The sequence below is a fragment of the Pseudomonas sp. AC242 genome (assembly GCF_979258655.1).
The window spans coordinates 2,729,350-2,753,493 of record NZ_OZ409873.1 but is presented as its reverse complement, the minus strand read 5'-3'; the positions used below and the strand labels follow the sequence as shown (position 1 = coordinate 2,753,493).

Genomic DNA, 24,144 nt, shown 5'->3' with positions numbered 1-24,144 from the left:
ATCAAGTGAAGGTGTGTCGGCTCATGGGCAGGCTGCGCACCCGCTGACCGGTTAGCCTTGCCACCGCGTTAGCGACGGCGGGCGCGACCGCTGGCAACGGCGGTTCACCGATGCCACCCATTTTTTCCCCGCTCTCGACCACACGCACATGGACCCGTGCCATCCGCGCAGGCGGCAGGATCGGGTACAAGTCGTAATTGCGCGCTCGGGGTTTGCCATCAATCCACACGGCTTCTTCCACCAGGGTTTGCGACAGCCCCAGCGCCACGGCGCCATTGACCTGAGCCTCGACAATCGCCGGGTTGACGATGCTGCCCGGATCAATTGCCTGCCAGATGTCGTGCACCTTGACCTGGCCGTTCTCGATGGACACCTCAGCGATCACCGCCGTCTCTGTACCGAACGGCGAAGCCATGGCCACGCCGCGCGCACGTTTGCTGCCGTCTTCGGCGGTAAACGGCCCGCGCTTCCAGCCACCTGACAGTTCACCCACCGCTTGCAGCAGCGTGGTCAAACGCTTGTTGTCACGCAGCAGATGCAGGCGCAGGTCGAACGGGTCTTTGCCGCCCTTGTCGGCCAGTTCATCGAGGAACGATTCATAGAAGAAGTCGTTCAGCGAGTTGCCTACCGAACGCCAGTAACCGAGCATCGCCGGGCCTTTGACGTAGATCTGCGCGATGCGCTTGTTGGGGATCGCATAGGACTTGCCCGACAAGCCTTCAAGCGCTGTGGGGTCAAGTTTTTCACCCTGCTTGCCGGCAAGGGCTTCGGTCGGGCCTTCTGTGGCACTGATCGCTTCGATTGCCAGCGGCCAGCCGTCGCTGTCCAGCGCCGCACGGAAATTCACTGCGGCAACCGGGCGCAGCACGTCACGCAGGAACTCTTCTTCGCGACTCCAGATCAGTTTGACCGGTCGGCCAACGGCCTTGGACAGCGCAATCGCCTGCGGATAGGGACTGGCCGAGTCGTAGAGGAAATGCCGACCGAAGAAGCCACCCAGCAGTGGCGAATGCAACGTAATGCGCGACGGATCCAGCCCGGTGCGTTTGGCGATGTCGGCGCGGAACATGTCCGGCGCCTGATTCGGCAACCAGACTTCCAGCGAACCGTCCGGATTGAATCGGGCCAGTGCCGAAGGCGGCTCCAACTGGCCGTGGTTCAGGTATTGGTTGTGGTAAGTGGCGTCGATCCGGGTCTTGGTCTCCTTGAGAATCGCAGCCACATCGCCTTGGTTTTCATCATCTTTGGCCGGGCCTTTATCTTCAGCGAGGCGCTTGAACCAGGCATCGCTGGAAAAGTCCGCGGGCATCGGCCGCACTTTGCTCTCGGCCGTTGGCTCTTGCCAGTCGACCTGAATTGCCTCGACCGCACGTTTGGCGTGCCACCAGCGCTCGGCGAGCACCGCCACGGCGCCCGGCAAACGATGCACGGAATGCACGCCTTTCATTGCCTTGACCTGCTCTTCGTTGCGCAGGCTGCCGACCGTCATGCCCAAGCGCGGGGCATGTTGAACGGCGGCATGCAGCATGTCGTCGACCTTTAGATCGATGCAGTACAGCGCCTTGCCCGTGGATTTGTCATAGGCATCGAGACGCTTCACCGGTTTGCCGATCCAGCGGAACTGGCTCGGATCACGCAGTTGCACGGAGGCCGGATCGGGAACCGGCAGATCCATTGCGCGCTCGGCCAGATCACCGTAGGCCAACGAGCGGCCCGACTTGGCATGCACGACTTTGCCAGGCTCGGTGGTCAATTCACTCACCGGCACGCCAAGTTGCTGCGCACCCGCCTGCAACAACATGGCGCGGGCGAGGGCGCCGAGGCGGCGCATGACCGGGTAACTCATGCGCACCGACATGCTGCCGCCGGTGATGCGCATGCCGTTTTCCAACACCACATAGGCTTCGCCGGGCGGTGCGGCTTCGACCAGGAAGGTTGTCGGGTCGGCATCCAGCTCTTCACCGACGATTTGCGCCATCGCCGTGAACGTACCTTGTCCGCCCTCCATGAACGGGCAGAGCAGACGCACGCGGTTGTCCGGACGGATTTCGAGAAACGCCGGCACTTGCGTGCCGCGCTCGGCCGTTGCCGCTGCAACGGCAGCTTGCACGCGCGTTGTACCGAGCGGCAGACCGAAACCGAGGACCAGTGCGCCGACGGCGGTACCGGTCAGAAAACGCCTGCGCGAAACATTGATCGGTTCGTGCAGATCCAGCACCGAGGCTTGCTGTGAAGGGTCGATACGTACGTTCATCACGCGTCTCCCTTGCCGGCCAGCTCATGCACGGCGGCATGAATGGCGTTGTAAGTGCCGCAGCGGCACAGGTTGACCATCGCCGCTTCGATCTGCGCATCACTTGGTTTGGGGTTTTGTTTGAGCAGCGCGGTGGCGGCCATCACCTGACCGGACTGGCAGTAGCCGCACTGGGCGACCTGCAGATCGACCCAGGTCGCGACCACCCGTTTGCCCACCTCATCGCTTTCGATCGCCTCAATGGTGGTGACCTCGCGGCCGACCACACCCGCCACCGGCGTGACGCACGAGCGCACGACGTTGCCGTCCACCAGCACCGAACAGGCGCCGCATTGCGCCAATCCGCAGCCGTATTTGGTGCCGGTCATGCCCAGATCATCGCGGATCACCCACAGCAAGGGCGTATCGGCTTCGGCATCGACCTGATAGGTCTTCTGGTTGATTCGTAGTTCCATGGTTCACCCGCTGATCATCGGTTGACGTGCATTGTTATGAGCGGTGACACGCGGCGAGGCGTATCAGCGTTTTTCGTTCAATTCGCTACTGTGCCGAGGGCTTCTGCTTCGAATGGCTGCCCACGCAAAAGGGCAATGTCACGACTCGGCGCGGTGCCGAACAGCCGGGCATATTCGCGGCTGAACTGCGACGGACTTTCATAGCCGACCGCAAACGCCGCCCGCGACACGTCGAGGCGTTCGACCAGCATCAGCCGCCGCGCTTCGTTGAGGCGCAGCCATTTCTGGTACTGCAGCGGACTCATGCCAGTGAGCTGTCGGAAATGGTGGTGAAAGGTCGGCGCACTCATCTGCACCCGCGCGGCCAGATCGTCGATGCGCAGAGCATCGGTGTAGTTGACCTTCAGCCAGTCAATCGCTTTGGCGATGCGATAACCCTGACCATCGACGGCCGTGATCTGCCGCAGCCGTGCGCCTTGGTCGGTGTGCAGCAGCCGATAGTGGATTTCGCGCAGAATCAGCGGCGCCAGCACCGGGATCGCCTCGGGTTCATCGAGCAATGCCAGCAGCCGATCGAGTGCGCCCTCCAGCGCAGACGACAAGCTGCCAATCGCGGCGCCCGTGCCCGTTGCTGGCTGCCGCTTGGCCGGCAAGCCGCTCTTGGTGATGACCTCGGCGAGCATGCTGACATCCAGTTTCAGCACGAGGCCGACACAAGGCTGTTCGGGGCTGGCGAGCATCACTTCGGAGTTGGCGGGCAAGTCCAGCGACGTCACCAGAAACCGTGACGGGTCATAGCTGTAGCCTTCACCGCCGACCCACAAGCGCTTTTCGCCGCGCCCCACCAGAATCAGGCTCGGTTCGATCATGCACACCACGGGCGGCGCCGGTTGGTCGCGACGAAACAACGACAAGCCGGGGATGGCCGTGGCGAAGTCACCCGGTGCGCTCACGCGCGGGTCAATGTGCAATGCCAAAGGCGATTCCTGGGGCAGAGGGGTAGGGATCATGTCGGGTCACTCCTGTTGACCGAACTCTAATCCGCGCGCGAGACGTTTCCTATCCATCACCCTGCATCGCCAGAGGATCAGGCAAGCATTCAAGAGGAATGCGCTAGGGAAGGGCCGGATTGACCGGGAGAATGTGTCTATCTGTTACGGGGGCAGTGTCCGGAAGGGACGACAAACTGCTTGCCCCTGCGCATCACATCCACAGGTTTTTCGCACCACAGGTAGTTCTCATGACGTTTCCATCTACAGATCCATCTAAAAGAACAGGCGGCTGGAGCGCTGTGCTGGCCATGTCGTTGGCCGCATTCGCCTTGGTCGCTTCAGAATTCATGCCGGTCAGCCTGCTGACGCCGATTGCGGCCGACCTGCACATCACCGAAGGCCAGGCCGGGCAGGGCATTTCCGTGTCCGGTGCCTTTGCCTTGATCACCAGTCTGTTGATTGCCTCGGTCGCCGCTCGCGTCGAGCGCAAGAAGCTGCTGCTGGGCCTGACCTTGCTGATGATCGTCTCTGGTACGGTCGTCGCGGTCGCGCCGGGTTACCCGTCATTCATGTTTGGACGTGCGCTGATCGGGATAGCGATTGGTGGTTTCTGGTCACTGTCGGCGGCGACTGCAATACGTCTGGTCAAGCCTGAACAGGTTTCGCGAGCGCTGGCCATCGTCAATGGCGGTAACGCCTTGGCCACGGTCATCGCCGCTCCGGCAGGGAGCTTTCTCGGCTCGCTGATCGGCTGGCGCGGCGCGTTCTTCTGTGTGGTTCCGGTCGCAGTGCTGGCCGCCGTCTGGCTGCTGATAAGCCTGCCGTCGTTCAAGGCCGAGCGCCAAGCCGGTAGCGGCAACGTTCTGCGCCTGATGAAGCAGCCGCCAGTGGCCTTGGGCATGGTCGCCGTCAGCGTATTTTTCATGGGCCAGTTCATGCTGTTCACCTACCTGCGTCCCTTTCTTGAGGGCGTGACCGGCGTAAGCGTCTCAACCTTGTCCTTGATGCTGTTGGGGTTGGGACTGGCAGGGTTTATCGGCACCTTTCTGATCGAACGGTTTATGGGCCGTGGCCTCTACCGCACGTTGACCGTCATTCCGCTGATCATGGCGGCCATCGCGCTGGCGTTAGTCAGCTTCGGCAAATCACCGGTGCTCACCGCCGTGTTGCTCGGCCTCTGGGGACTGGTGGCCACGGCCGCGCCGGTCGGCTGGTGGACATGGCTGGCGCAGACGCTTCCGGATGACGCGGAAGCCGGAGGCGGCTTGCTCGTGGCCATTGTGCAACTGGCGATCGCCGGAGGCGCAATCATTGGCGGTCTGGCTTTTGACCTGAGCGGATACAAAGCCACATTCGAGCTCAGTGCGGCGGTGCTGGTCGCCGCGTCTGTGCTGGCCTGGCTGGCGGGGCGCAATGCCACTGAAGTTCATCTTGTTGAGTCGGCCGCTGTTTCCGGCGATCCGGAGTCCCGATTTGTCTGATCGAGCAGGAGGCTGCTCAATGCACCAATGACGGTTGGGTCGCGACCGAGACCGTGAAGACCACGACAAACAGCACGACCAATCCCCAGAACATCACCATGATCGTCAGCAGAAAAACCTTAAGGCCTTGATAAAGCCTGCGCAGCCAATGGCCTTCGGGTTTTGCGTCTGCGCGGGTTTTGAGTACGCCTTTCAAATAAAAGCCGAGCAGCGCAAGCAGTGCGCCATCTATCGCCAGCGCAGGCAGGCCGGCCAGGGGGAAAATGCTTTCCCAGCGATAGAAAGAAGACCGGCTCAGAAAGACCACATAACAAGTCAGGCTGCCGTAGGGCAGGGCTCTCCACCATTTTCCGGCCAGCGCCCCGACCATCAGGCACATGATCACCATGAACGGGCTGAGGAGAATATGGAGCATCCACTCCAGTACGTTGGGCAAGTAGTCCGGGGAATGGATGTTGCGCCAGAGGTGTTCCAACATTGTTTGGGTTCCTTCCTTCTAGGGAGTCAGTGCTGCTGCGGTGCTTCCGTGCTGCTGGACGGTATCGGCGTGTTTTTGGGTTACATAAGGGGTGTTGGGTGAATTGGCGGCTTTAGGGAGCGCGGACTACGCCGGAGCATGCCCGGGCGGTGGAGGGTTTCCAGTTTTTGCGCTATTGCTATAGGACCGGCATGGAGCCGGGATCAAGGAGTGATCTGATGAACGATTATCGAAAGTTGACCCAGGCGGAACTGTCTGTTGCCCTAAAAATGCCTGAGAGCGAGGTTGCGCTTTATGTCGCCGACAATGAGCCCATGGCTGATGGTTCTGGCCACTGGGTGTTCTTTTCTCTCTCAGCGCCCAAAAGCCTTCTCTCTCGCCTAAGGGTTGACGATGGTCACCGGCTGGCACTTGGCAAGTCGTGGACAATTGCGCCCTGACAACACGGTTGCTTCACTTCGGAGCGATCCGAGCCAATACGTTCCGATCGCTTCTCCTTAGTCCAATCACGGGTCAACAGTTTGGTGACGGTTGGCGTGCGGCAGCTTTCGGCCAGAAGCGGACGTAATAGCGTTTGTGTAGTATCTGCCTCTCTTCCCTCCTATATGAGATGCCGATGTCTAGCCGACACTCCCCATCCCCTACAAGAGCTGTCCTAGACCTGCGAAACGCACGTTCGCTATTGGGAAAACGGCTGAGCGTGCTGCTGCACGACCAGTACTATTTCAACGACGAGAAAGATCTGGGAGACATAGGTTCTCTAGAGTGGCGTTTTGGCGAAGGAGAAGTTCTATCCATGTATCTCTTGAGTGATGGCGAGAGAGTAGGTGCGGACTTGTTTCCTTCTGATACGCCGACTCCCTTCGAGATAGAGCCAAACGTGACCTGCTCCTGGAAGAGGGAAAACCTGCTTGCGGATCTGTCAGCAACCCACCTTGAAAACACAAAAATTTGCGCAGTTGAGGGAATTCTTGACTCTTTCAACGGACAAGAGCCTTGGCTGGCCGGATTCAGAGTTACGTTCGAGACCGGTGACTCGTTGATCTACCTAAACCAGGGCGACGATGCCGTCGTATTGATTAATGCGCTACCGCCAGTAAGTGTAGGCCTCGAAACCCGCTTCGTTACCTCAATTTAATGACAGCTATGGGTCGACTGCGGACCTTCCCAAAGACAGCAATCGGCCAATTGCGGCCCATCAATTAAAGGCACTTTTGTCCGAAATACACTATTCAAAAATATCTGTAGCACGACGCGCAGTCACCGACCTCAAGGACGATGTAGCCCTGTCGCATCCCGCCAGTACATGGTTTGTTCGAACTGAAAGCTAACTAGAAAGAAGGCTGAACACGACTGAGATATTGATTGGGCGACTTTTTCCAAATCTTCCATAGCGGACTCTCCCTCTGGTTCGGGCCCTTTAATTCTGATGGTACAACGCACAGCGACAGGAAAGTCGATACCCATTGTATTCTCAGCATAAATCGTGGGGTCACCGAAAGCGTCATCGGTACTTAATTTAAGTCCTGAGCTAAATTCAGCGTATAGCCCATCTTCTGTTACCTCGACTTTTCGAGCACCAGCATTCTCAAGGGCATTGCTCAATGTCAAAATTGTGAGCGTACTATCAGCTTCCAAGCACAGATCAAGACTCATCAATCCTCTCTTTTTACCGATGAACACTTGCACCAAATTTGAATGCGATCGTCGCGACAGTGTATTTGACTAGCGGTACGAATGTCCGCTTTTGGCCGAAAGCGGTCATTCGGGAGCAGTCGCTATCGGCCAAAATCGCTCAACTACAGCAACCTCCTCACTCAAATCACCCATCCTGCAAAAGCTTCAAAGCCCGATCAAAATCGAACCTTTCCACCTGTACCGCGACCAGAGCCAGGCGTTCTTCTAACGCCCGATCAAGTCGCATATTGCGCAATCCAGCAAGCGCATCCAAAGCCGCCGTATCACCCTCGTCCAAAAGACCCGCGAGTCTGTTCAGTTGCTCGTTGATTGCCGAGTCGTTCTGCGGCTCATCACCTGCGCCGGCGGATTTGTCTGCCTTGAGGTCGGCCAGTGCGACCAGAATCGGCTGCAGGCAATACTCGACCTGTATCGCCAGCCCTTGCAGCACCGTAGCCGGCTCGCCGTCATGGCAGGCCTGTTCCAGCAAAGCGCAGGCTTGCGCCACGGCCTTGGCGCCGATGTTGCCGGCGGTGCCGCGCAAGCTGTGCGCCAGTCGTTCAGCGGCGCCAGCATCTGGATCGATCCGTGCGGTGTGGAACTGTTCGATAAAGCCTGTCTGGGTATCGCGAAATTTGCAGAGCAGGCGTAGGTAGAGATCCCGTCGTCCCATGCAGGTGGTGAGACCCGCCGCGAGGTCGATGCCCTCAAGCTGCTCGGGCAAGCCATCGGCGAATCCTGCGTTCAGCGATGCTTGAGCGGTACGTGGCTTGATCCATTTTGCCAGGGTGGCGAACATGGTTTCGACGTTGAGTGGCTTGGAGATATGGTCGTTCATGCCGCATTCGAGGGCGCGCTCGCGGTCACCGTCCATCGCGTTGGCGGTCATGGCGATCACCGGCAAAGTGCTGAAGCGCGGTTGCTGGCGGATTTGTCGGGTGGCCGTGTAGCCATCCATCACCGGCATCTGGCAATCCATCAACACGCCATCGAAGTCGCCATCCTCGGCGAGGATGTCCAGGGCCTCCTGACCGTGCGTGGCGAGTCGCAGGCGTATTCCGACGCTCTCCAGCAGCTCGCTGGCCAGTTCCTGATTGAGATCGTTGTCTTCGACCAGAAGCAGCCGCGCGCCATTGAGGCTGGCGACGGTGTGGGCATTTTGCTGGGAGCGTTCGCCCGTTCGCGTTTCACCCTGTGGTTCTCTGCCCAGCACCACGCCGATGGCTTCGAGCAGCGAGGACGGCGTGACGGGTTTGGTCAGTACCACCGGCAACTGGATGCCTTGGCGCTCGGCTTCTTCGCGGGCTTCTTCGCGTCCAAATGCGGTGATCATGATCACCGATGGCGTGCGCATCAGGCTGGCGGAATGCATTTTGCTCACGGCTTCCATGCCATCCATGCCGGGCATCCGCCAGTCCATCAAGACCAGATTGTAAGGCAGTGCCTTGTGCTCGGCGTCGGCCAACATGCGCAGCGCCAGATCACCGCTCTGCGCGACATCCACTTCCAGGCCAAAGCTGCGCGCCATGCCCGAGAGAATTTCACGCGCACTGGCATTGTCATCCACGACCAGTACCCGCATGCCCAATAGCTCGCCGGCCTTGAACATACGGCGCGGCTGCACGCCTTGCTGCACAGCGAGTTGCACCTGGAAATGGAATGTCGAGCCGACCCCCGGTTGGCTTTCCACCCAGATTCGGCCGGCCATCAGCTCCACCAGCTTCTTCGAAATGGACAAGCCGAGCCCGGTGCCGCCGTACTTGCGAGTGATCGAACTGTCTGCCTGACTGAACGACTGGAACAGGCGTGAACACTGCTCGACGGTCATGCCGATGCCCGTGTCGCGCACCCAGAAGTGCAGTTGCACGTGTTCGTTGTGTGTACCCACTTCTTCCACGCCGACCACGATGTCACCGTGCTCGGTGAACTTGGCCGCGTTGTTGCCCAGATTGATCAGCACTTGCCCCAGGCGCAGGGGATCGCCGATCAGGGCCGTGGGCAGATCGGGCGGGATCTGGAACAGCAACTCCAGACCCTTGTCTTCGGTCTTCAGGCCAATCATGGCGGCGAAGCTGTCGAGCACGTCCTCGAGGCGGAAAGGCGCCTGTTCGAGGCTCATCCTGCCGGCCTCGATCTTGGAAAAATCGAGGATGTCGTTGATGATTCCCAGCAGGTTCTCCGCCGAGCGGTGCACCTTTTCAATGTAGTTGCGCTGGCGATTATCCAGATGGGTACGCAGCGCCAGGTGGCTCATGCCGATGATGGCGTTCATCGGCGTGCGGATCTCATGGCTCATGTTGGCAAGGAACTCGCTCTTTGCCTGAGTGGCTTCTTCGGCTGCTGCTCTTGCTTCTGCCAGCGCCGTCACGTCGATGTTGATGCCGGTTGCGCGCAATGGCTGGCCCTCCGGCGTGCGTGAGAAACGGTTGAGCGAGCGGAAGGTGCGAATCTGCCCGTCATTTTTGCGCACGATGCGAAAGTCGAATTCGACGCGATCATCGCCACTCCGCACGGCGCTGTCGAAGGTGCTGCTGACCCGCGCCAGATCCTCGGGATGCACCAGCGCCTGCCAGTGCTGCAGCGTGCCACCGAAGGCACCCGGTTCAAGACCAAACAGGGTTTCAAGCTGCGGCGTCCAATAGTTTGTGCCGCTGACCAGATCAACATCGAACAGACCGATGTCGCCGGCCTCTTGCGCCAGGTTCAGGCGATCGCTGGCAGTGCGCAGCTTGGCTTCCATCGCTCTGCGCTCACTCACGTCGCGCACCGAGGCACAGACGCAGACGCCACGACCTTCCAGGCGGGGCAGGTGGGAAAGGCCAATTTCCACGGAGAACAGGCTGCCGTCTTTGCGCACGCCGCTCAGGTCCTCCAGATCGCCACCCATCTGCCGGGTGCCGCCGCTGGCAATGAAACCGTCGCGCAATTTGACATGACGCTCGCGGGCAGCCTGAGGCACCAGACGCTCGATGCTGGCGCCAATCAACTCGCCGGGGGCATAACCAAACAGGCTGTCCATTTGCGGGTTGGTCATCAGAATGCGACCGTCAGCCCCCAGCACCAGCATACCGTCCGGTGCTGCCTCGATGATGCCGCGATACCAGGCCTCGGTGGCTCGCAATGCTGCCTGCTGGGCCTCCAGTTCGCTGGCCTGGTGTTCCAGTTGCAAAGTCTGCGCGCCCATTTCGTCCGCCTGACGACGAGTCTCCAGCAGCAGCGCCTGGGCCGCCTCACTGCGCTCCATGATGGCCATGGCGCCGGCCAGCCTGGGCAACACTTCTTGCAAGAGCAGCGCTTCGTTCTCTTCCAGTTGGCGAAAACCGGCCATTTCCACCACCCCGAGCAGGCGTTCGCCACGCAGCACGGGTTGAACCATCAGGACGCTGGCGGGAGCGGCGCCCAACTGCGTGCGTACATGCCAAAACGGTTCGGGTAAATTCTGCAAGTGGCGGGGTTGGTGATCCAGTGCGCACTGGCCAAGCAACCCGTCACCGAGCTCAAGTTCAACGGGCAGCGGATGCTCACTGTCCACCGCGTAACCGCCCACCAATCGAAGGCGCGAGGCGCCTTCATAGAGAACGTAAAGTGCCCCTTGGCACATGCCCAATGGCGGCGCGATGTGGCTAAAAAAAGCCTGGGCCAACTGCTGCGGCGTTTCCGCCTGTTGCAGATCCACTTGCAGGAGCGACGTGTGGTTTTTAATCCAGCGCTGTCGCTCAAGCTGACAAGCCTCCACCTGCAACGTGGCGATGGCACGTGCCAGGTCACCGGTTTCGTTGCGAAGGTCGGTGTGGGGGATCTGCCCGTCGAGTTTGCCGGACGCCAATTCGTCTACTGCCACACGGACACGATTGAGCGGCACGCGAATGGAATAACTGACCAGCCAGGTCAACAGCAAGGCCAGTGTCGACCCGCCCAGCAGCAACACATAGGTGATCGTGGTACTGCGCTGCGCATATTCGGCCAGATTCTTCGCCGTATCGTGGATGTCGGCTTGCTTGTTGTTCTCGATCTGCGTGAGCAGCCCGTCGCTGCCCTGTTCCAGCGCGAGAAAATCCTGACTGTTAAGCAACATCCAGGCTTGACCGAGGGAGCCTTTGCCGGCGAATTCCAGCGCCGCATCGCCATCTTTTTGCAGACGCTGCAAGACCCTCTCGAACTCCAGCAGACTGCTCAGACTGCTCTGTCGCCGCAGTGTCGGGCGCACCTGTTCCAGGGCTTCGTGGAGTCGTTCCTGGGCGACACTCATCTGCGTTCTGGCGCTGATGCGAATGTCCGCGTTGTTGGTCGCGATCGCACGTTGCATGGCCAGCAAAAGATACGGCAACTGCACCCGGACTTCCTGCACATGCTGGATACCCACCAGATCCTGCTGGTACAACTGCTGCATTTCGTTCCTGAGCGAATACTGGGTGCGCAGGCTTTGCACGCCCAGTATCAGAACCAACATCAGCAGCGCCGCGAAGCCGATGATCAATTTGCTGCGCAGCGACAGGCGCTCGAGCGTCTCGAACAGTCTGTTCATAACGGGCCTCGTTCAGCAGTGGGGGGCAAAGAGCGGCACACGGCTCAGGGTTGGTCAGCGATCTGTTCAAGCAAGGCCAATTGTCTGGCCAAGTCCTGATCGCTGTCGGCGAACTGCACGGCAATGTTCTGGAACTGCCCGGCATTGGCCAGAAATGCATCGCAGATGTCCGGGTCGAAATGTTTGCCGCGGCCTTCGCGGATTATTTCCACTGCCTGCTCATGGGGCATGCCGGGCTTGTATACGCGGCGGCTGATCAGCGCATCGTAGACATCCGCCACAGCCATCAAACGCGCGCTGATCGGAATATCGTCGGTGGCCAACCCTTGCGGATAGCCGCTGCCATCCCATTTTTCTTGATGCCCGTAGGCGATTTCCTTGGCCAGACGAAGGAAGTCGACGCCGATCCCCAACTGGTCCTCGGCGTGCTGGATGGCGTCGCGTCCCAAGGTTGTGTGGGTCTTCATGATCTCGAACTCTTCCGGAGTGAGACGTCCGGGCTTGAGCAGGATGCGATCAGGAATGCCGATCTTGCCGATATCGTGCAGCGGTGCCGACTTGAATAGCAGCTGGATGGTTTCCTCGTCGAGAAAGTGACGAAAGCGCGGATGCTCGCGCATCAGTTCGGCCAGCAATTTTATGTAGTGCTGGGTGCGGCGAATGTGGTTGCCGGTTTCGTTGTCGCGGGTTTCGGCCAGCGAGGCCATGGCGTGGATGGTGACATCCTGGATGGCAATCACCTCGCGGGTACGGCGTTGCACTTCCTGTTCCAGAAAATCGTTTTGATTGCGCAGAAAGTCGGCGACGGCCTTGAGCTTGACCTGAGTCTCGACCCTGGCCATGAGCACCGGAGGAATGATCGGCTTGGTGATGTAGTCAGCAGCGCCGAGGCTCAAGCCGCGAATTTCGTCCTCCGTGGCGGTCATGGAGGTCAGGAAAATGATCGGTATATGACAGAGGCGGGCGTCATGCTGGAGCCGCTCGGCAACGTCATAACCGGACATGCCCGGCATCATGATGTCCAGCAGAATCAGGTCGGGGAGCGTGTCGGCCTGCAGAAGGCGCAAGGCTTTTTCACCGCTGTTGGCGGCCTTGACCCGGTATTTGTCCTTGAGTAACTCGGCGATCAGCATCAGGTTGTCTGGGGTATCGTCGACCACCAGAACGGTTGCTGATGGATAAACGCCCTGCATGCTATCCATGGATGTTGGCTCCCTTGACTGATAAGCAGTAGGCGTACTTACGCCAGACTCTTGTCGGCAAGCGTAGCTAGAAAAGCTGCAATCGGTAGGTCGAAGCAGGGAGGTTGGTTCGATGAGGTACTCGATTATTGGCCGCTCGCGCCACGGTCATCAATCCCACGCTCTACCACGCCCCGTTTATCTCTTTTGATCCCCCGATAAGAAAAACCGATACCTGCTTAAGGATTTCCCAGAGGCGGGCGGTATACCTGCGGCTTTACAGTCACCTTCATCGTTCAGCGTGGACGGTCTACTTACAGGCCTTGTCCGTCGGGACTTCTACAAAAATAAGAAGGTGAGAGCATGACGAGTGAAACGGTCGATATCAAAGCGTGGATCGACAACCGCAAAGTGGTGCCGTACCAGTGGCTGATTATGGGTTTATGTTTTTTCATCGTGCTTTTCGATGGCTTCGACGTCGCGGTGATGGGGTTTATTGCCCCCTCGCTGATTCAAGAGTGGGGATTGTCAAAAGCAGCGTTTGGCCCAGTGATGAGCGCGGGCATGGTTGGGCTGGCGATCGGCGCGCTGACCGCTGGCCCTTACGCCGACCGAATCGGCCGCAAAAAGGTACTCCTAACGGCGGTGACTGGCTTCAGCGTGCTGAGTCTGGCCTGCGCCTTTGCGCGTAATCCCTACGAACTGGCGGCCTTGCGTCTGCTGACCGGTGTGGCGCTGGGCGCAGCGTTGCCCAACACCACCACACTGCTTTCCGAGTATTTGCCGGAACGCAATCGGTCACTGTTCATCACGATCATGTTCACCGGGTTCAACATGGGGTCGGGGTTGGGCGGATTTCTCGCCGCGTGGTTGATTCCCCATCACGGTTGGCAGTCGGTGCTGCTCGCTGGCGGGATTCTGCCGATGTTGTTACTGCCCTTGATGTGGCTGTTGCTGCCTGAGTCGGCGCGTTTTCTTGCCGCGCGCAACGCGCCCGCCAGCCAGATTGCCAAGGTTCTGAGCAAGCTGGGGGGCACGTTTAGCGCGGCGACTAAATTCGTCATTGCCGAACCGCAGGCTCAGCAAAAAGCACCGCTGCGCTTGTTGTTCACCGAAAGCTATCGCTTCGGCACGCTCGCTTTGTGGGCGACTTACTTCATGGGGTTGCTGGTGATCTACCTGACCATGGGCTGGATGCCGACCCTGCTGCGTGAAGGTGGGCTGTCCATCGAACGCGCCGCGACCATCACCGGCCTGTTCCAGATTGGCGGTACCGTCGGCGCCATCGTAGTCGGCTGGGCGATGGACCGGCGTAATCCAAACGCGGTAATTGCCACGTCCTACGCACTGGGTGGCGCTTTCATTCTGCTGCTGGGCGCCTTCAGCCTCGAATCCAGTCTGCTGGCGTTCGGCGTAGTGGCGGCAGGTTTCTGCATGAGTGGGGCGCAAACCGGCCTCAATGCTTTCGCGCCGGGCTACTACCCGACAGATTGTCGCGCCACGGGCGTCAGCTGGATGCTGGGTATCGGCCGCTTCGGGGCTATCTTTGGTTCACTCATCGGTGGCGCGGTGCTCAGCCTCGGGCTGGGGTTGCCGCTGCTGTTTGCCCTGTTGAGCGTGCCTGCCTTTATCGCTGCACTGGCGATCATGGCCAACGGTCATGCACGGCGCCGAGTCAATCGGGCCTTGCTGACGCATTAATCTTTTTCGACAAAGGAACTCGTTATGGCACGCATCATTGGTGGCCTCGCTGTATCTCACACCCCGACTATCGGCTTTGCGGTCGATCACGACAAGCAGCATGAGGCCGCCTGGGCGCCGATTTTCCGTGGTTTTGAGCCGATCAAGGTGTGGCTGAAGGAGCAGCAACCGGATGTGCTGTTCTATATATTCAACGACCACGTGACTTCGTTTTTCTTTGATCACTATGGTGCCTTTTCCCTCGGTGTCGATGAGCGTTACGAAGTCGCTGATGAGGGCGGTAATCCACGCGAGTTACCGGGGATCGCTGGCCATGCGGCGCTGTCGCGGCACATCGGTGAGAGCCTGGTAGCGGATGAATTCGACATGAGTTTCTTCCGTGACAAGCCGCTCGATCATGGCTTCTTCTCGCCGATGTCGGCGCTGCTGCCGTGCGAGCCGGACTGGCCGGTGGAGATCGTGCCGCTGCAGGTTGGCGTGTTGCAGTTCCCGGTGCCGAGTGCGCGGCGCTGCTACAAGTTGGGCCAGGCGCTGCGCCGGGCGATCGAAAGCTACCCCGAGGACTTGAAAGTAGCCATCGTCGCGACCGGTGGCGTTTCCCACCAGGTGCACGGCGAACGCTGTGGGTTCAACAACCCGGAGTGGGACCAGCAGTTCATTGATCTGTTGGTCAATGATCCCGAGCGCCTGACCGAAATGACCCATGCCGAATACGCCGCGCTGGGGGGCATGGAAGGTTCGGAAGTGATCACCTGGCTGATCATGCGCGGCGCGCTGTCGGCCACGGTGAAAAACCTGCACCAGGATTACTACCTGCCGTCGATGACCGGCATTGCCACACTGTTGCTGGAAAATCAGGATCGGCCCGTTCCCGTTGACGTCATTGCGCGGCATTTGCAGCACATGCAGCATCAGTTGGCGGGTATCGAGAAGCTTGAAGGCACCTATCCGTTCACCCTGGAACGCAGCGCCAAGGGCTATCGGTTGAACAAGTTTTTGCATCGCATGATCGAGCCGCACTGGCGTCAGCGTTTCCTCGACCAACCCGAAGCGCTGTTCGATGAAGCAGGGCTGAGCGACGAAGAGCGGGATCTGCTGCGCCGCCGCGACTGGCGCGGATTGATTCACTACGGGGCGATTTTCTTCGTGCTGGAAAAACTCGCTGCCGTGGTTGGGGTGCCGAATCTGCAGATCTACGCAGCGATGCGCGGACAAAGCCTGGAGGCGTTCATGAAAACCCGTAATCAGCAGGTGCTCTATTCGGTAGCGGGCAAGGCCCCGCGCTAACGTCACGGCGTCATCGACGGCTCGCTCCGGGCCGCTTCGCAACACCCTTGAATGATTTCACTGCGCCCGGCTCATGCGGGCGTAGCGGACTGCTTCATCCCAAAAAAATGGATAACAATAACAATGAAAATCACCGCCAATACCCGCGTAGTCTTCACGCTGTCCGCTGTTTGTGTGCTGCCTGTCGAGGCGAGCGCCGCAGGCTTTGTGGAAGACGCCAGCGCCAATCTCAATCTGCGCAACTTCTACATCAATCGTAATTTCACCAACCCGGCCAATGCGCAGGGCAAAGCCGAGGAATGGACGCAGAATTTCATTCTCGATTTCCGCTCTGGATTCACCCAAGGTGCAGTCGGATTTGGTGTGGATGTGCTGGGCCTGTATTCGCTGAAGCTTGACGGCGGTCAAGGCACGGGAGGCACGCAATTGCTGCCGCTGGACAGTGATGGCCGACCTGCCGATCAATTTGGGCGCCTGGCTGTCGCCGGGAAAATGAAAATCGGCAAGACCGAAATCAAGCTCGGCGAGTGGATGCCAGTGTTGCCGATATTGCGTTCCGACGACGGTCGCTCGTTGCCACAAACCTTTCGTGGCGGTCAGGTCACTTCACAGGATATCGCCGGGTTGACCTTGTATGGCGGTCAGTTCCGGCAGAACAGTCCGCGCAACGATTCAAGCATGGAAGACATGTTCATGCAGGGCAAAACCGCGTTTACCTCTGACCGTTTCAACTTCGTCGGCGGCGAATACGCGTTCAACGAAAAGCGCACGATGATCGGCGTGTGGAATGCTCAGCTAAAGGACATCTATCAGCAACAGTATCTGCAACTGGTTCATAGCCAACCACTGGGTGACTGGACGCTGGGCGCCAATCTTGGCTACTTCTGGGGTCGCGAGGATGGCAGTGCCCGCGCAGGCGATCTGGACAACCGTACGTTCTCGGCATTGCTGTCGGCACGCTACGGCGGCAACACGTTTTACCTCGGTTTGCAAAAGCTCAGCGGCGACGATGCCTGGATGCGCGTCAACGGCACCAGCGGCGGAACCTTGGCCAACGACAGCTACAACAACAGCTACGACAATGCGCGGGAGAAATCCTGGCAGCTGCGCCATGACTACAACTTCGCCGTCCTCGGCGTGCCCGGTCTGACCCTGATGAACCGTTACATCAGCGGCGACAATGTGCACAGCGGAGCCGTCACCGACGGTAAAGAATGGGGCCGCGAATCCGAGTTGGGTTACACGCTGCAAAACGGCGCGTTCAAGAACCTCAACCTGCGCTGGCGCAACTCGAGCATTCGCCGCGATTACAGCAGCAATGAGTTCGACGAGAATCGCTTGATCATCAGCTATCCGTTGAACCTGCTTTAACCGCTTCATTGGCCTGAGTTCGGATTACCTGGCGGATCACCTCCATCAACGCCTGCGCGACCGGTGAGTGCAGGCAGCTGCTGCGGTACGTCAGGCCGATGGCCCTGGCGGTCTGTTTCAATTCCAGCGGCAAAATGCACAACTCGCCGCTAGCGATTTCCTGTTCCAGTTGATGCGCTGAAACGGCTGCGAGCATGTCCGAGCGTAACAACAGTCCGCGAATGATCGCCATGTCGGCGCTTTCCACCACCGGGGAAGGCGCCGGAATGCCGAAACCGGCGAAGCAGTCGTCGAGCATTTTGCGCGCCGGCGAACCGGCGCGCGGCAATACCCATTTCGCGTTAGCGAGATGATCTTGCAGGCCGGTTTTGCCGTAGAGCGGATGATCACGCCGCGCAAGCACGACCATTTCCTCTGTCAGCAGTGACTCACCGACCAGGTCGCTGGCATAGGTCGACGAACGCAGCGCTCCGAAAATGAAATCCACATCACCGGCGCGCAATTCAGTCGCCAGCAGGTCGAAGGGACTCTCATTGGTGATCACTTGAATACCCGGGTGCTCGGCCATCAGGCGCACGATGGCTTCGGGCAGGATGCGCGTGCGGCCGAGGGGCAGGGCACCGACGTGGACGACGCCGTGCAAGGCACCGCGAAGGGCGGTGATGTCGCTGTCGATATGGCGCAGTTCGTTCAGCGCACGGCGGATTGCAAACAGGATGTCATGACTCGCGCGGGTCGGTTGCAAGCCGCGCGGCGTGCGCTCGAACAGCGATTGGCCGCAGCCGTTTTCGAGGACTTTCAGCGTCGAACTGACCGCAGGCTGACTCAGCCCCAACAGGTTGGCCACTGTCTGCATGTGCTGGGTTTCACAGAGTTTGACGAACACTTGCAGGCGTCGCGCTTGGAACAGATAAAGCGGTTCAATCGCAGCTTTTTCACCTTGGCCGAGCAATGTCGGCACGCTCCCAAGCTCTGCCAGCACCCGTCGCGCTCGGGGCAGCAAACGCTCTCCGAAATTGGTCAGGCGCATACCGTTGGCGTGGCGCTCGAACAGCATTACGCCTAGCCGTTCTTCGAATTCGGAAATCGATCGGGTGACCACCGATTGCGCCCGGTACAGCGCGACTGACGCCTTGGAGACGCTGCCGTGATCAGCCACGCGGACGAAGGCGCGCACGTGCATCAGGCTCGGCAGTTCAAAGATTTCCATGGGCAAGGACTCTGCGGGTCGGCGAATCCGACGACTATGCCGCCGCTATTTTCGAGTGGCAATAAAAAAAACGCATACCTCGAACACTCGAACGCATTACTCCGTCGGCGGGGTGCGATGCGATGCTCTTTCGCAACGCAAAGGAGTATCCGCAATGATCGAATCAACCAAAAACGCGCTGGTTGTCAGCGCCCACTCAGCCGATTTTGTCTGGCGTGCCGGTGGTGCCATTGCCCTGCATGCGCAGCAGGGTTACAACGTCCATATCGTCTGCCTGTCGTTCGGTGAGCGCGGCGAATCCGCCAAGTTGTGGCGCAAGGGCGAGATGAGCGAAGACAAGGTCAAAGCCGCACGTCGCGAAGAGGCTCAGGCCGCCGCCGACATTCTCGGGGCCAGTGTCGAGTTCTTCGATATCGGCGATTACCCGATGCGCGCCGACAAGGAAACCTTGTTCCGTCTAGCCGATGTTTTTCGCCGGGTGCAACCGGAGTTCGTCCTCAGTCACTCGCTCAAAGACCCGTACAACTACGATCACCCGCTGGCCATGAACCTGACCCAGGAGGCGCGCATCATCGCCCAGGCCGAAGGCTATAAACCGGGTGAGAAAATCGTCGGTGCACCGCCGGTCTACAGTTTCGAGCCACACCAGCCCGAGCAATGCGAATGGCGCCCCGATGTATTGCTCGACATCACTGATGTCTGGGACAAGAAGTACGCGGCCATCCAGTGCATGGCCGGACAGGAGCATTTGTGGGAGTACTACACGCGCGTCGCCCTGCAACGCGGTGTGCAAGCCAAACGTAATGTCGGGATCACCTCAACCCGCAACATCGTTTATGGCGAGGGTTACCAGAGTATTTTCCCGCGTGTCACGGAGAATCTGGGATGAGCGAACATATCGGCAAGACAGGCGTTGTTGTGCGCAATATTCAGCGGGCCGAAGCGGCGCTAGTCGATGAGTTGAAACGCTTCGGGGTCGCGACCATACATGAAGCACAGGGCCGCAAAGGACTGTTCGCGAGTTCGATCAGGCCGATTCAACAAGGCACGGTGATCAGTGGTTCAGCCGTCACGGTGCTGGTTGCGCCGGGTGACAACTGGATGTTCCATGTGGCCGTCGAACAATGCCGGCCCGGCGATATTCTGGTGGTTGCGCCGAGTTCACCGTGTACCGACGGCTACTTCGGTGACCTCTTGGCCACCTCGCTCAAGGCTCACGGCGTCCGGGCGCTGGTAATTGAGGCCGGCGTGCGCGACACCCATACCCTGCGCGAAATGGGCTTCCCGGTCTGGTCCCGCGCCATCAGCGCGCAAGGCACAATTAAAGAAACCCTTGGCTCGGTCAACCTGCCGCTGGTGTGCGGCGGGCAACTGGTGCACCCGGGTGATGTGGTGGTTGCTGATGACGATGGGGTGGTGGTCGTACGACGCACCGAGCTGCAGCAAGTCGTCGAAGCCAGTCGCGCCCGGGCCGACCTGGAGGAACAGAAGGCCCTGCGCCTGGCCAAGGGCGAACTGGGTCTGGACATCTACAACATGCGCGCGCGCCTGGCGGAAAAGGGTTTGCGTTACGTCGACAGCCTTGAAGAACTGGGAGACTGAGCATGGCGCAGACCCGCATTCCCTGTCTGCTGATGCGCGGCGGTACGTCGAAAGGCACTTACTTTCTGGCCGACGATTTACCGCAAGAGCCTGCGCTGCGAGATCGCGTGTTGCTGGCGGTGATGGGCTCGCCGGATGCGCGGCAGATCGACGGCATTGGCGGCGCTGATTCGCTGACCAGCAAAGTGGCGATCATCAGACCGTCGAGCCGCGCGGGTGCTGATGTCGATTACCTTTTCGCCCAGGTGCTGGTGGATGAGCCGCGTGTCGATTACGGTCAGAACTGCGGGAACATCCTCGCGGGTGTCGGTCCGTTCGCCATCGAGCGCGGGTTGGTGGCGGCGACAGCCGATGTCACCCCTGTGCGGATCTATATGGAAAACACCGGACAGATCGCCATCGCCCATGTCCCAACGTCTGATGGTGAAGTGCGCTATGACGGCGACGCCCGTATTGACGGCGTGCCGGGGCAGGCCGCGCCGTTGATTGTCGAATTCGAGGATGTCGCGGGCTCCAGTTGCGGCGCCTTACTGCCGACCGGCAACGCCCGGGACGTGATCGACGGCGTTGAAGTGACCTGCATCGATAACGGCATGCCCGTGGTGCTGATCAACGCGCAAGAGCTTGATTGCAGTGGCTATGAGAGTCCCGCGCAACTCGACGTCAATGCTTCACTGAAACAGCGTCTGGAGTCCATCCGCCTGCAAGCGGGGCGGCGCATGAATCTGGATGATGTGAGCCAGCGCAACGTGCCGAAAATGTGCCTGATTGCACCGCCGCAGGTCGGTGGGGCCATCACCACACGCAGTTTCATTCCCCATCGCTGCCACACCAGCATTGGCGTGTTCGGCGCAGTCAGCGTGGCCGCCGCCTGCCTGATCAAAGGCAGTGTGGCAGCGGTCATGGCGGTGGTGGAGGAGGGCGAGGTGAAACGCCTGTCGATCGAACATCCGACGGGCGAGTTCACGGTGGAGGTGCGCTTGCAGGACGAGCGATTGGTTGGGTGCGGACTGATGCGCACGGCTCGGTTACTGTTTGATGGCTTCGTCTGCATTCCATCAGCGACCTGGCGTGGTAAAGCCGTTGGTCAATCAGGAGAGTGCCTCTCGCAAGTACGCGTAAAGAGCTGAAAACTCCATTTTTCACTTTGCTCCTGCCTATTCCGGTGGCAAGCCTTGGCTGACCTTTTTAGTGGGTGGCCGCCAACCAGCGAAGAAATCTGGAAATCTCAAACCCCAGAAACGACAAAGCCCTGAATAATCAGGGCTTTGTCGGTACAGAATATGGCGGAGGCGATGGGATTCGAACTCATGGACCTGTTACAGTCGACGGTTTTCAAGACCGTTGCCTTAAACCACTCGGCCACACCTCCGTTGCGTTGCGGGCGCCATAATACCTGAATGAAACACACTGTCAAACTCTCTGCATGGCTTGTTACAGAGCGTCTGTTATGATCTTTGCGACTGAACGTTTCAAACCAACAGGAGTGTCGCCATGCGCGAACAGGATTACGCAGTTAATAACAGCGTGCAGGCTGAGCAGCTAGAGGTTAGCCGCGTCCTGCGCAACACTTATGGCCTACTGGCTCTGACCCTCGCATTCAGCGGCGTCATGGCTTTCGTTGCCCAGCAGATGCGCGTTGGCTACCCGAACATTTTCGTGGTGCTGATCGGCTTCTACGGGCTGTTTTTCCTCACCAACAAGCTGCGTGATTCCGCGTGGGGCCTGGTGTCCGCTTTTGCGCTGACCGGTTTCATGGGTTTCCTGCTCGGCCCGATCCTCAACCGTTACCTGGGCATGCAGGGCGGCGCTGAAGTGGTCAGCTCGGCGTTCGCGATGACCGCACTGGTGTTCGGTGGTCTGTCGGCCTACGTGCTGATCACCCGTAAGGACATGAGCTTCCTCGGTGGCTTCATCACCGCTGGTTTCTTCGTGTTGCTGGGTGCAACGCTGGCAAGCTTCTTCTTCCAGGTCAGCGGCCTGCAACTGGCGATCAGCGCAGGTTTCGTGCTGTTCTCGTCCGTGTGCATTCTGTTCCAGACCAGCGCCATCATCCACGGCGGTGAGCGCAACTACATCATGGCGACCATCAGCCTGTATGTATCGATCTACAACCTGTTCATCAGCTTGTTGCAGATCTTCGGCATCATGAGCCGCGACGACTGATCGTTAGTCGTTTCAACAAAAAACCCGCTTCGGCGGGTTTTTTGTTGCTGGCTGAAAAGCGTAGTGGCCTTTTACCTACAAAATGATCTGAAAATAGTGGCGTATTTTTGGAACTCACCTAAACCTAATTACCAAGGAAGAGCAGTAGCCTGATCGACAGGAGTCGGTAACCAGCACCCCTCGTAGAATTCCTGCGTCCCTCGCATTCACTTCCCTTGCTGTTGATCGCCAGGCCTTTCGGTCGAGAGCGACTGTATTCGTTCGTCCAGTGAAAACCGGGAGGTGAACCACGCCAAACTCCATGCACCGTGACCGTATCCCGGCGAATGACCGGGACCCTGATACCAGAAAAATAATGGAGGCCCTGCCATTGCAGGCGTTGTCCCAATCAAGGAGATCATCGATGAACCAGCCCCAAGGAAAACTGGCTGTACTGGCCGTCACCACCGCGCTGTTCAGCGCGTCAACCCTCGCCGGCGTCTATCCTGACTTCGGCTATCAACCACCTTCCAGCCAATACTCTGGCCCACTGTTTGAGTTGAGCCAGAATTACCCGGCCACAGCGCCGAAAGTACCGCTACCCGGTTTTTTCAAGAATCTACCGACCAAGCCAGATAACAATTTTGAGACTTGGCGTGCGTACATGGAGGAAGTCAAAACCTATTGCCTCGAAGGCAACGTCGAGGCTGATTGGTACGTGCAGAACAATAAAAAACGTCAGTGGTATCACATGCCGTGGCAGCACTACGGCCCGCTGGGACGCGAAGGGATTCACGGCCTGACCAAAGAGGCGCAGATCCAGGTCAAGCAACTCGCCCCCACGCAGACCGCCACCGGCCAGACTTACGCGGTGGGCATCTATAACGACATCGGTGCCTATACCATCGGAGAGGTCTGGAAAGACCCGAACAACCCTGATCCGAAATACACATCGGCACCCAACAGCTTCCCCGACGGCACCGTAGTCTGCAAAGCCCTGTTCGCCGATATCGATCGCAGCACCGTGCCGTTCCTGGTGAACCCGGTGTTGTGGAAGGGCTACGTCACCGAAACGTTCACGTCGGCCAATCGCAAGGTCAAGGATGTCGCATTGATCCAGATGGACATCGCCGTGCGCGATCAGCGCATGAGCGCCACTGGCTGGATCTTCGGCACCTTTCAGTACAACGGCGCGAAAACCGGCAAGCCGGGCTGGGACAACCTTGTCCCGGTAGGGATCATGTGGGGTAACGATCCGAAAGAAATCGGCAACGACTTCACCAACCCGCAACCGACGCAAACCAAGATCAACCCCGCGTTGCAACAGACTGCGATCAACGCCAAGACCCAAGAGTTGCCGCCCACCCATCTGGGCTGGAACGGTCGCCTCAATGGTCCGGTGGACAACCCCAACAGTTCCTGCCTGAGCTGCCATGCGACCGCGGAAACGCCGCAAGTGGCGATCATGAATCCAACGTTCCAGGCCAATGCGCCGCAGCCGGGTTCGCCTGAATGGATGAAGTGGTTCCAGAACATTCCGGCCGGCCATGCTTTCACGCCGGGCACTCAAAGCACTGACTACAGCCTGCAGTTGTCCGGCGGTCTGGTGAATTACTTCGAGTGGAAATGCGACATGAGCGGCATCTATGCTGACGGCAAGAATGCGTGCAGCAAAGCGTCGGACATGAAACTGAAAATGCTCAAGTCCACCAACAACGCCACGCCGCAGCCATTGCAGAAAGTCATTCGTGACCCGAGCCTGCAGCAACTGCTGGAGTAAGAAGC

General features: G+C 59.2%; 19 protein-coding genes and 1 tRNA gene. 11 read left to right on the top strand and 9 right to left on the bottom strand.

The window, feature by feature from the left end; all coding sequences use genetic code 11:
- Window position 1: 1 nt before the first annotated feature.
- The 3 genes from ACZZ0A_RS12305 to ACZZ0A_RS12295 form a co-directional block, all read right to left on the bottom strand.
- On the bottom strand, window positions 2–2,254 hold the full coding sequence (locus tag ACZZ0A_RS12305) for a xanthine dehydrogenase family protein molybdopterin-binding subunit (protein ID WP_463543169.1): 2,253 nt from the start codon (window positions 2,252–2,254) through the stop codon (window positions 2–4).
- On the bottom strand, window positions 2,254–2,709 hold the full coding sequence (locus ACZZ0A_RS12300) for a (2Fe-2S)-binding protein (RefSeq protein ID WP_463543168.1): 456 nt from the start codon (window positions 2,707–2,709) through the stop codon (window positions 2,254–2,256). Before ACZZ0A_RS12300 ends, ACZZ0A_RS12305 begins: the two co-directional genes overlap by 1 nt.
- A gap of 77 nt (window positions 2,710–2,786) precedes the next feature.
- A complete protein-coding gene (locus ACZZ0A_RS12295) occupies window positions 2,787–3,719 on the bottom strand; it encodes an AraC family transcriptional regulator (RefSeq protein ID WP_007915400.1) in 933 nt (310 codons plus the stop codon).
- Between the two features lie 230 nt (window positions 3,720–3,949).
- Between ACZZ0A_RS12295 and ACZZ0A_RS12290 the strand changes: the two genes are divergently transcribed.
- Window positions 3,950–5,182 (top strand): MFS transporter, encoded by a 1,233-nt coding sequence (locus ACZZ0A_RS12290; RefSeq protein WP_123375426.1) that lies wholly within the window; start codon window positions 3,950–3,952, stop codon window positions 5,180–5,182.
- A 16-nt stretch (window positions 5,183–5,198) separates the two neighbouring features.
- Here the strand turns inward: ACZZ0A_RS12290 and ACZZ0A_RS12285 are convergent, their stop codons facing one another.
- Entirely contained in the window at window positions 5,199–5,660 is a 462-nt protein-coding gene (locus ACZZ0A_RS12285; RefSeq protein ID WP_463543167.1) for a hypothetical protein, read from the bottom strand.
- Window positions 5,661–5,878: 218 nt separating this feature from the next.
- On the opposite strand from ACZZ0A_RS12285, the gene ACZZ0A_RS12280 reads away from it, so the two are divergent.
- Window positions 5,879–6,100, top strand: a complete 222-nt coding sequence (locus ACZZ0A_RS12280) for a hypothetical protein (protein ID WP_095112016.1) — start codon at window positions 5,879–5,881, stop codon at window positions 6,098–6,100.
- A gap of 260 nt (window positions 6,101–6,360) precedes the next feature.
- The gene (locus ACZZ0A_RS12275; protein ID WP_463543166.1) at window positions 6,361–6,798 is read left to right on the top strand and encodes a hypothetical protein; all 438 of its coding nucleotides are present in this window, start codon (window positions 6,361–6,363) and stop codon (window positions 6,796–6,798) included.
- A gap of 131 nt (window positions 6,799–6,929) precedes the next feature.
- Here the strand turns inward: ACZZ0A_RS12275 and ACZZ0A_RS12270 are convergent, their stop codons facing one another.
- The 3 genes from ACZZ0A_RS12270 to ACZZ0A_RS12260 all read right to left on the bottom strand — a co-directional run bounded on the left by ACZZ0A_RS12270 (window position 6,930) and on the right by ACZZ0A_RS12260 (window position 13,064).
- Window positions 6,930–7,316: a hypothetical protein gene (locus tag ACZZ0A_RS12270; protein ID WP_095112018.1), complete on the bottom strand. Its 387-nt coding sequence runs from the start codon at window positions 7,314–7,316 to the stop codon at window positions 6,930–6,932.
- A gap of 166 nt (window positions 7,317–7,482) precedes the next feature.
- Window positions 7,483–11,862 (bottom strand): response regulator, encoded by a 4,380-nt coding sequence (locus ACZZ0A_RS12265; RefSeq protein WP_463543165.1) that lies wholly within the window; start codon window positions 11,860–11,862, stop codon window positions 7,483–7,485.
- A gap of 44 nt (window positions 11,863–11,906) precedes the next feature.
- Window positions 11,907–13,064, bottom strand: a complete 1,158-nt coding sequence (locus tag ACZZ0A_RS12260) for an HD-GYP domain-containing protein (RefSeq protein ID WP_414894421.1) — start codon at window positions 13,062–13,064, stop codon at window positions 11,907–11,909.
- A 342-nt stretch (window positions 13,065–13,406) separates the two neighbouring features.
- Here ACZZ0A_RS12260 and ACZZ0A_RS12255 point away from each other — a divergent pair, with 342 nt between their 5' ends.
- The 3 genes from ACZZ0A_RS12255 to ACZZ0A_RS12245 all read left to right on the top strand — a co-directional run bounded on the left by ACZZ0A_RS12255 (window position 13,407) and on the right by ACZZ0A_RS12245 (window position 17,402).
- Window positions 13,407–14,744 carry an MFS transporter gene (locus tag ACZZ0A_RS12255; protein WP_007915426.1) on the top strand — a complete coding sequence of 446 codons (1,338 nt, stop codon included), beginning with the start codon at window positions 13,407–13,409 and terminating at the stop codon, window positions 14,742–14,744.
- Window positions 14,745–14,768: 24 nt separating this feature from the next.
- Window positions 14,769–16,031: a gallate dioxygenase gene (locus ACZZ0A_RS12250; protein ID WP_007915428.1), complete on the top strand. Its 1,263-nt coding sequence runs from the start codon at window positions 14,769–14,771 to the stop codon at window positions 16,029–16,031.
- Between the two features lie 123 nt (window positions 16,032–16,154).
- Window positions 16,155–17,402 (top strand): OprD family porin, encoded by a 1,248-nt coding sequence (locus ACZZ0A_RS12245; RefSeq protein WP_463543164.1) that lies wholly within the window; start codon window positions 16,155–16,157, stop codon window positions 17,400–17,402.
- On the opposite strand, the gene ACZZ0A_RS12240 is transcribed toward ACZZ0A_RS12245, so the two are convergent.
- Window positions 17,377–18,612 carry a LysR family transcriptional regulator gene (locus tag ACZZ0A_RS12240; RefSeq protein ID WP_414916055.1) on the bottom strand — a complete coding sequence of 412 codons (1,236 nt, stop codon included), beginning with the start codon at window positions 18,610–18,612 and terminating at the stop codon, window positions 17,377–17,379. The two genes, ACZZ0A_RS12245 and ACZZ0A_RS12240, sit on opposite strands and share 26 nt — an antisense overlap.
- A 154-nt stretch (window positions 18,613–18,766) precedes the next feature.
- Here ACZZ0A_RS12240 and galB point away from each other — a divergent pair, with 154 nt between their 5' ends.
- Genes galB through ACZZ0A_RS12225 form a run of 3 tightly spaced genes read left to right on the top strand, consistent with a single transcriptional unit; the run spans window position 18,767 to window position 21,344 of the window.
- Window positions 18,767–19,501 (top strand): 4-oxalmesaconate hydratase, encoded by a 735-nt coding sequence (gene galB / locus ACZZ0A_RS12235; RefSeq protein ID WP_007915437.1) that lies wholly within the window; start codon window positions 18,767–18,769, stop codon window positions 19,499–19,501.
- Window positions 19,498–20,214, top strand: a complete 717-nt coding sequence (locus tag ACZZ0A_RS12230; protein WP_095112026.1) for a 4-carboxy-4-hydroxy-2-oxoadipate aldolase/oxaloacetate decarboxylase — start codon at window positions 19,498–19,500, stop codon at window positions 20,212–20,214. Before galB ends, ACZZ0A_RS12230 begins: the two co-directional genes overlap by 4 nt.
- A 2-nt stretch (window positions 20,215–20,216) precedes the next feature.
- Window positions 20,217–21,344, top strand: coding sequence for a 4-oxalomesaconate tautomerase (locus tag ACZZ0A_RS12225; RefSeq protein WP_123375418.1), 1,128 nt, complete (start codon window positions 20,217–20,219; stop codon window positions 21,342–21,344).
- A gap of 154 nt (window positions 21,345–21,498) precedes the next feature.
- Here ACZZ0A_RS12225 and ACZZ0A_RS12220 read toward each other — a convergent pair.
- A tRNA-Ser gene (locus tag ACZZ0A_RS12220) sits at window positions 21,499–21,586 on the bottom strand.
- 122 nt (window positions 21,587–21,708) lie between these two features.
- On the opposite strand from ACZZ0A_RS12220, the gene ACZZ0A_RS12215 reads away from it, so the two are divergent.
- Window positions 21,709–22,380, top strand: a complete 672-nt coding sequence (locus tag ACZZ0A_RS12215) for a Bax inhibitor-1/YccA family protein (RefSeq protein WP_007915443.1) — start codon at window positions 21,709–21,711, stop codon at window positions 22,378–22,380.
- 403 nt (window positions 22,381–22,783) lie between these two features.
- Entirely contained in the window at window positions 22,784–24,139 is a 1,356-nt protein-coding gene (locus ACZZ0A_RS12210; protein ID WP_463543163.1) for a hypothetical protein, read from the top strand.
- Window positions 24,140–24,144: the final 5 nt, after the last annotated feature.

Excerpts from the sequence above, each read along its gene's own strand:
- ACZZ0A_RS12285 (WP_463543167.1), bottom strand. The coding sequence starts at position 5,660 with ATGTTGGAACACCTCTGGCGCAACATCCATTCCCCGGACTACTTGCCC.
- ACZZ0A_RS12295 (WP_007915400.1), bottom strand. The coding sequence starts at position 3,719 with ATGATCCCTACCCCTCTGCCCCAGGAATCGCCTTTGGCATTGCACATT.
- galB (WP_007915437.1), top strand. The coding sequence starts at position 18,767 with ATGATCGAATCAACCAAAAACGCGCTGGTTGTCAGCGCCCACTCAGCC.
- ACZZ0A_RS12265 (WP_463543165.1), bottom strand. The coding sequence starts at position 11,862 with ATGAACAGACTGTTCGAGACGCTCGAGCGCCTGTCGCTGCGCAGCAAA.
- ACZZ0A_RS12280 (WP_095112016.1), top strand. The coding sequence starts at position 5,879 with ATGAACGATTATCGAAAGTTGACCCAGGCGGAACTGTCTGTTGCCCTA.
- ACZZ0A_RS12225 (WP_123375418.1), top strand. The coding sequence starts at position 20,217 with ATGGCGCAGACCCGCATTCCCTGTCTGCTGATGCGCGGCGGTACGTCG.
- ACZZ0A_RS12250 (WP_007915428.1), top strand. The coding sequence starts at position 14,769 with ATGGCACGCATCATTGGTGGCCTCGCTGTATCTCACACCCCGACTATC.
- ACZZ0A_RS12230 (WP_095112026.1), top strand. The coding sequence starts at position 19,498 with ATGAGCGAACATATCGGCAAGACAGGCGTTGTTGTGCGCAATATTCAG.
- ACZZ0A_RS12260 (WP_414894421.1), bottom strand. The coding sequence starts at position 13,064 with ATGGATAGCATGCAGGGCGTTTATCCATCAGCAACCGTTCTGGTGGTC.
- ACZZ0A_RS12245 (WP_463543164.1), top strand. The coding sequence starts at position 16,155 with ATGAAAATCACCGCCAATACCCGCGTAGTCTTCACGCTGTCCGCTGTT.
- ACZZ0A_RS12215 (WP_007915443.1), top strand. The coding sequence starts at position 21,709 with ATGCGCGAACAGGATTACGCAGTTAATAACAGCGTGCAGGCTGAGCAG.
- ACZZ0A_RS12270 (WP_095112018.1), bottom strand. The coding sequence starts at position 7,316 with ATGAGTCTTGATCTGTGCTTGGAAGCTGATAGTACGCTCACAATTTTG.
- ACZZ0A_RS12240 (WP_414916055.1), bottom strand. The coding sequence starts at position 18,612 with ATGGAAATCTTTGAACTGCCGAGCCTGATGCACGTGCGCGCCTTCGTC.
- ACZZ0A_RS12290 (WP_123375426.1), top strand. The coding sequence starts at position 3,950 with ATGACGTTTCCATCTACAGATCCATCTAAAAGAACAGGCGGCTGGAGC.
- ACZZ0A_RS12305 (WP_463543169.1), bottom strand. The coding sequence starts at position 2,254 with ATGAACGTACGTATCGACCCTTCACAGCAAGCCTCGGTGCTGGATCTG.
- ACZZ0A_RS12255 (WP_007915426.1), top strand. The coding sequence starts at position 13,407 with ATGACGAGTGAAACGGTCGATATCAAAGCGTGGATCGACAACCGCAAA.
- ACZZ0A_RS12210 (WP_463543163.1), top strand. The coding sequence starts at position 22,784 with ATGAACCAGCCCCAAGGAAAACTGGCTGTACTGGCCGTCACCACCGCG.
- ACZZ0A_RS12300 (WP_463543168.1), bottom strand. The coding sequence starts at position 2,709 with ATGGAACTACGAATCAACCAGAAGACCTATCAGGTCGATGCCGAAGCC.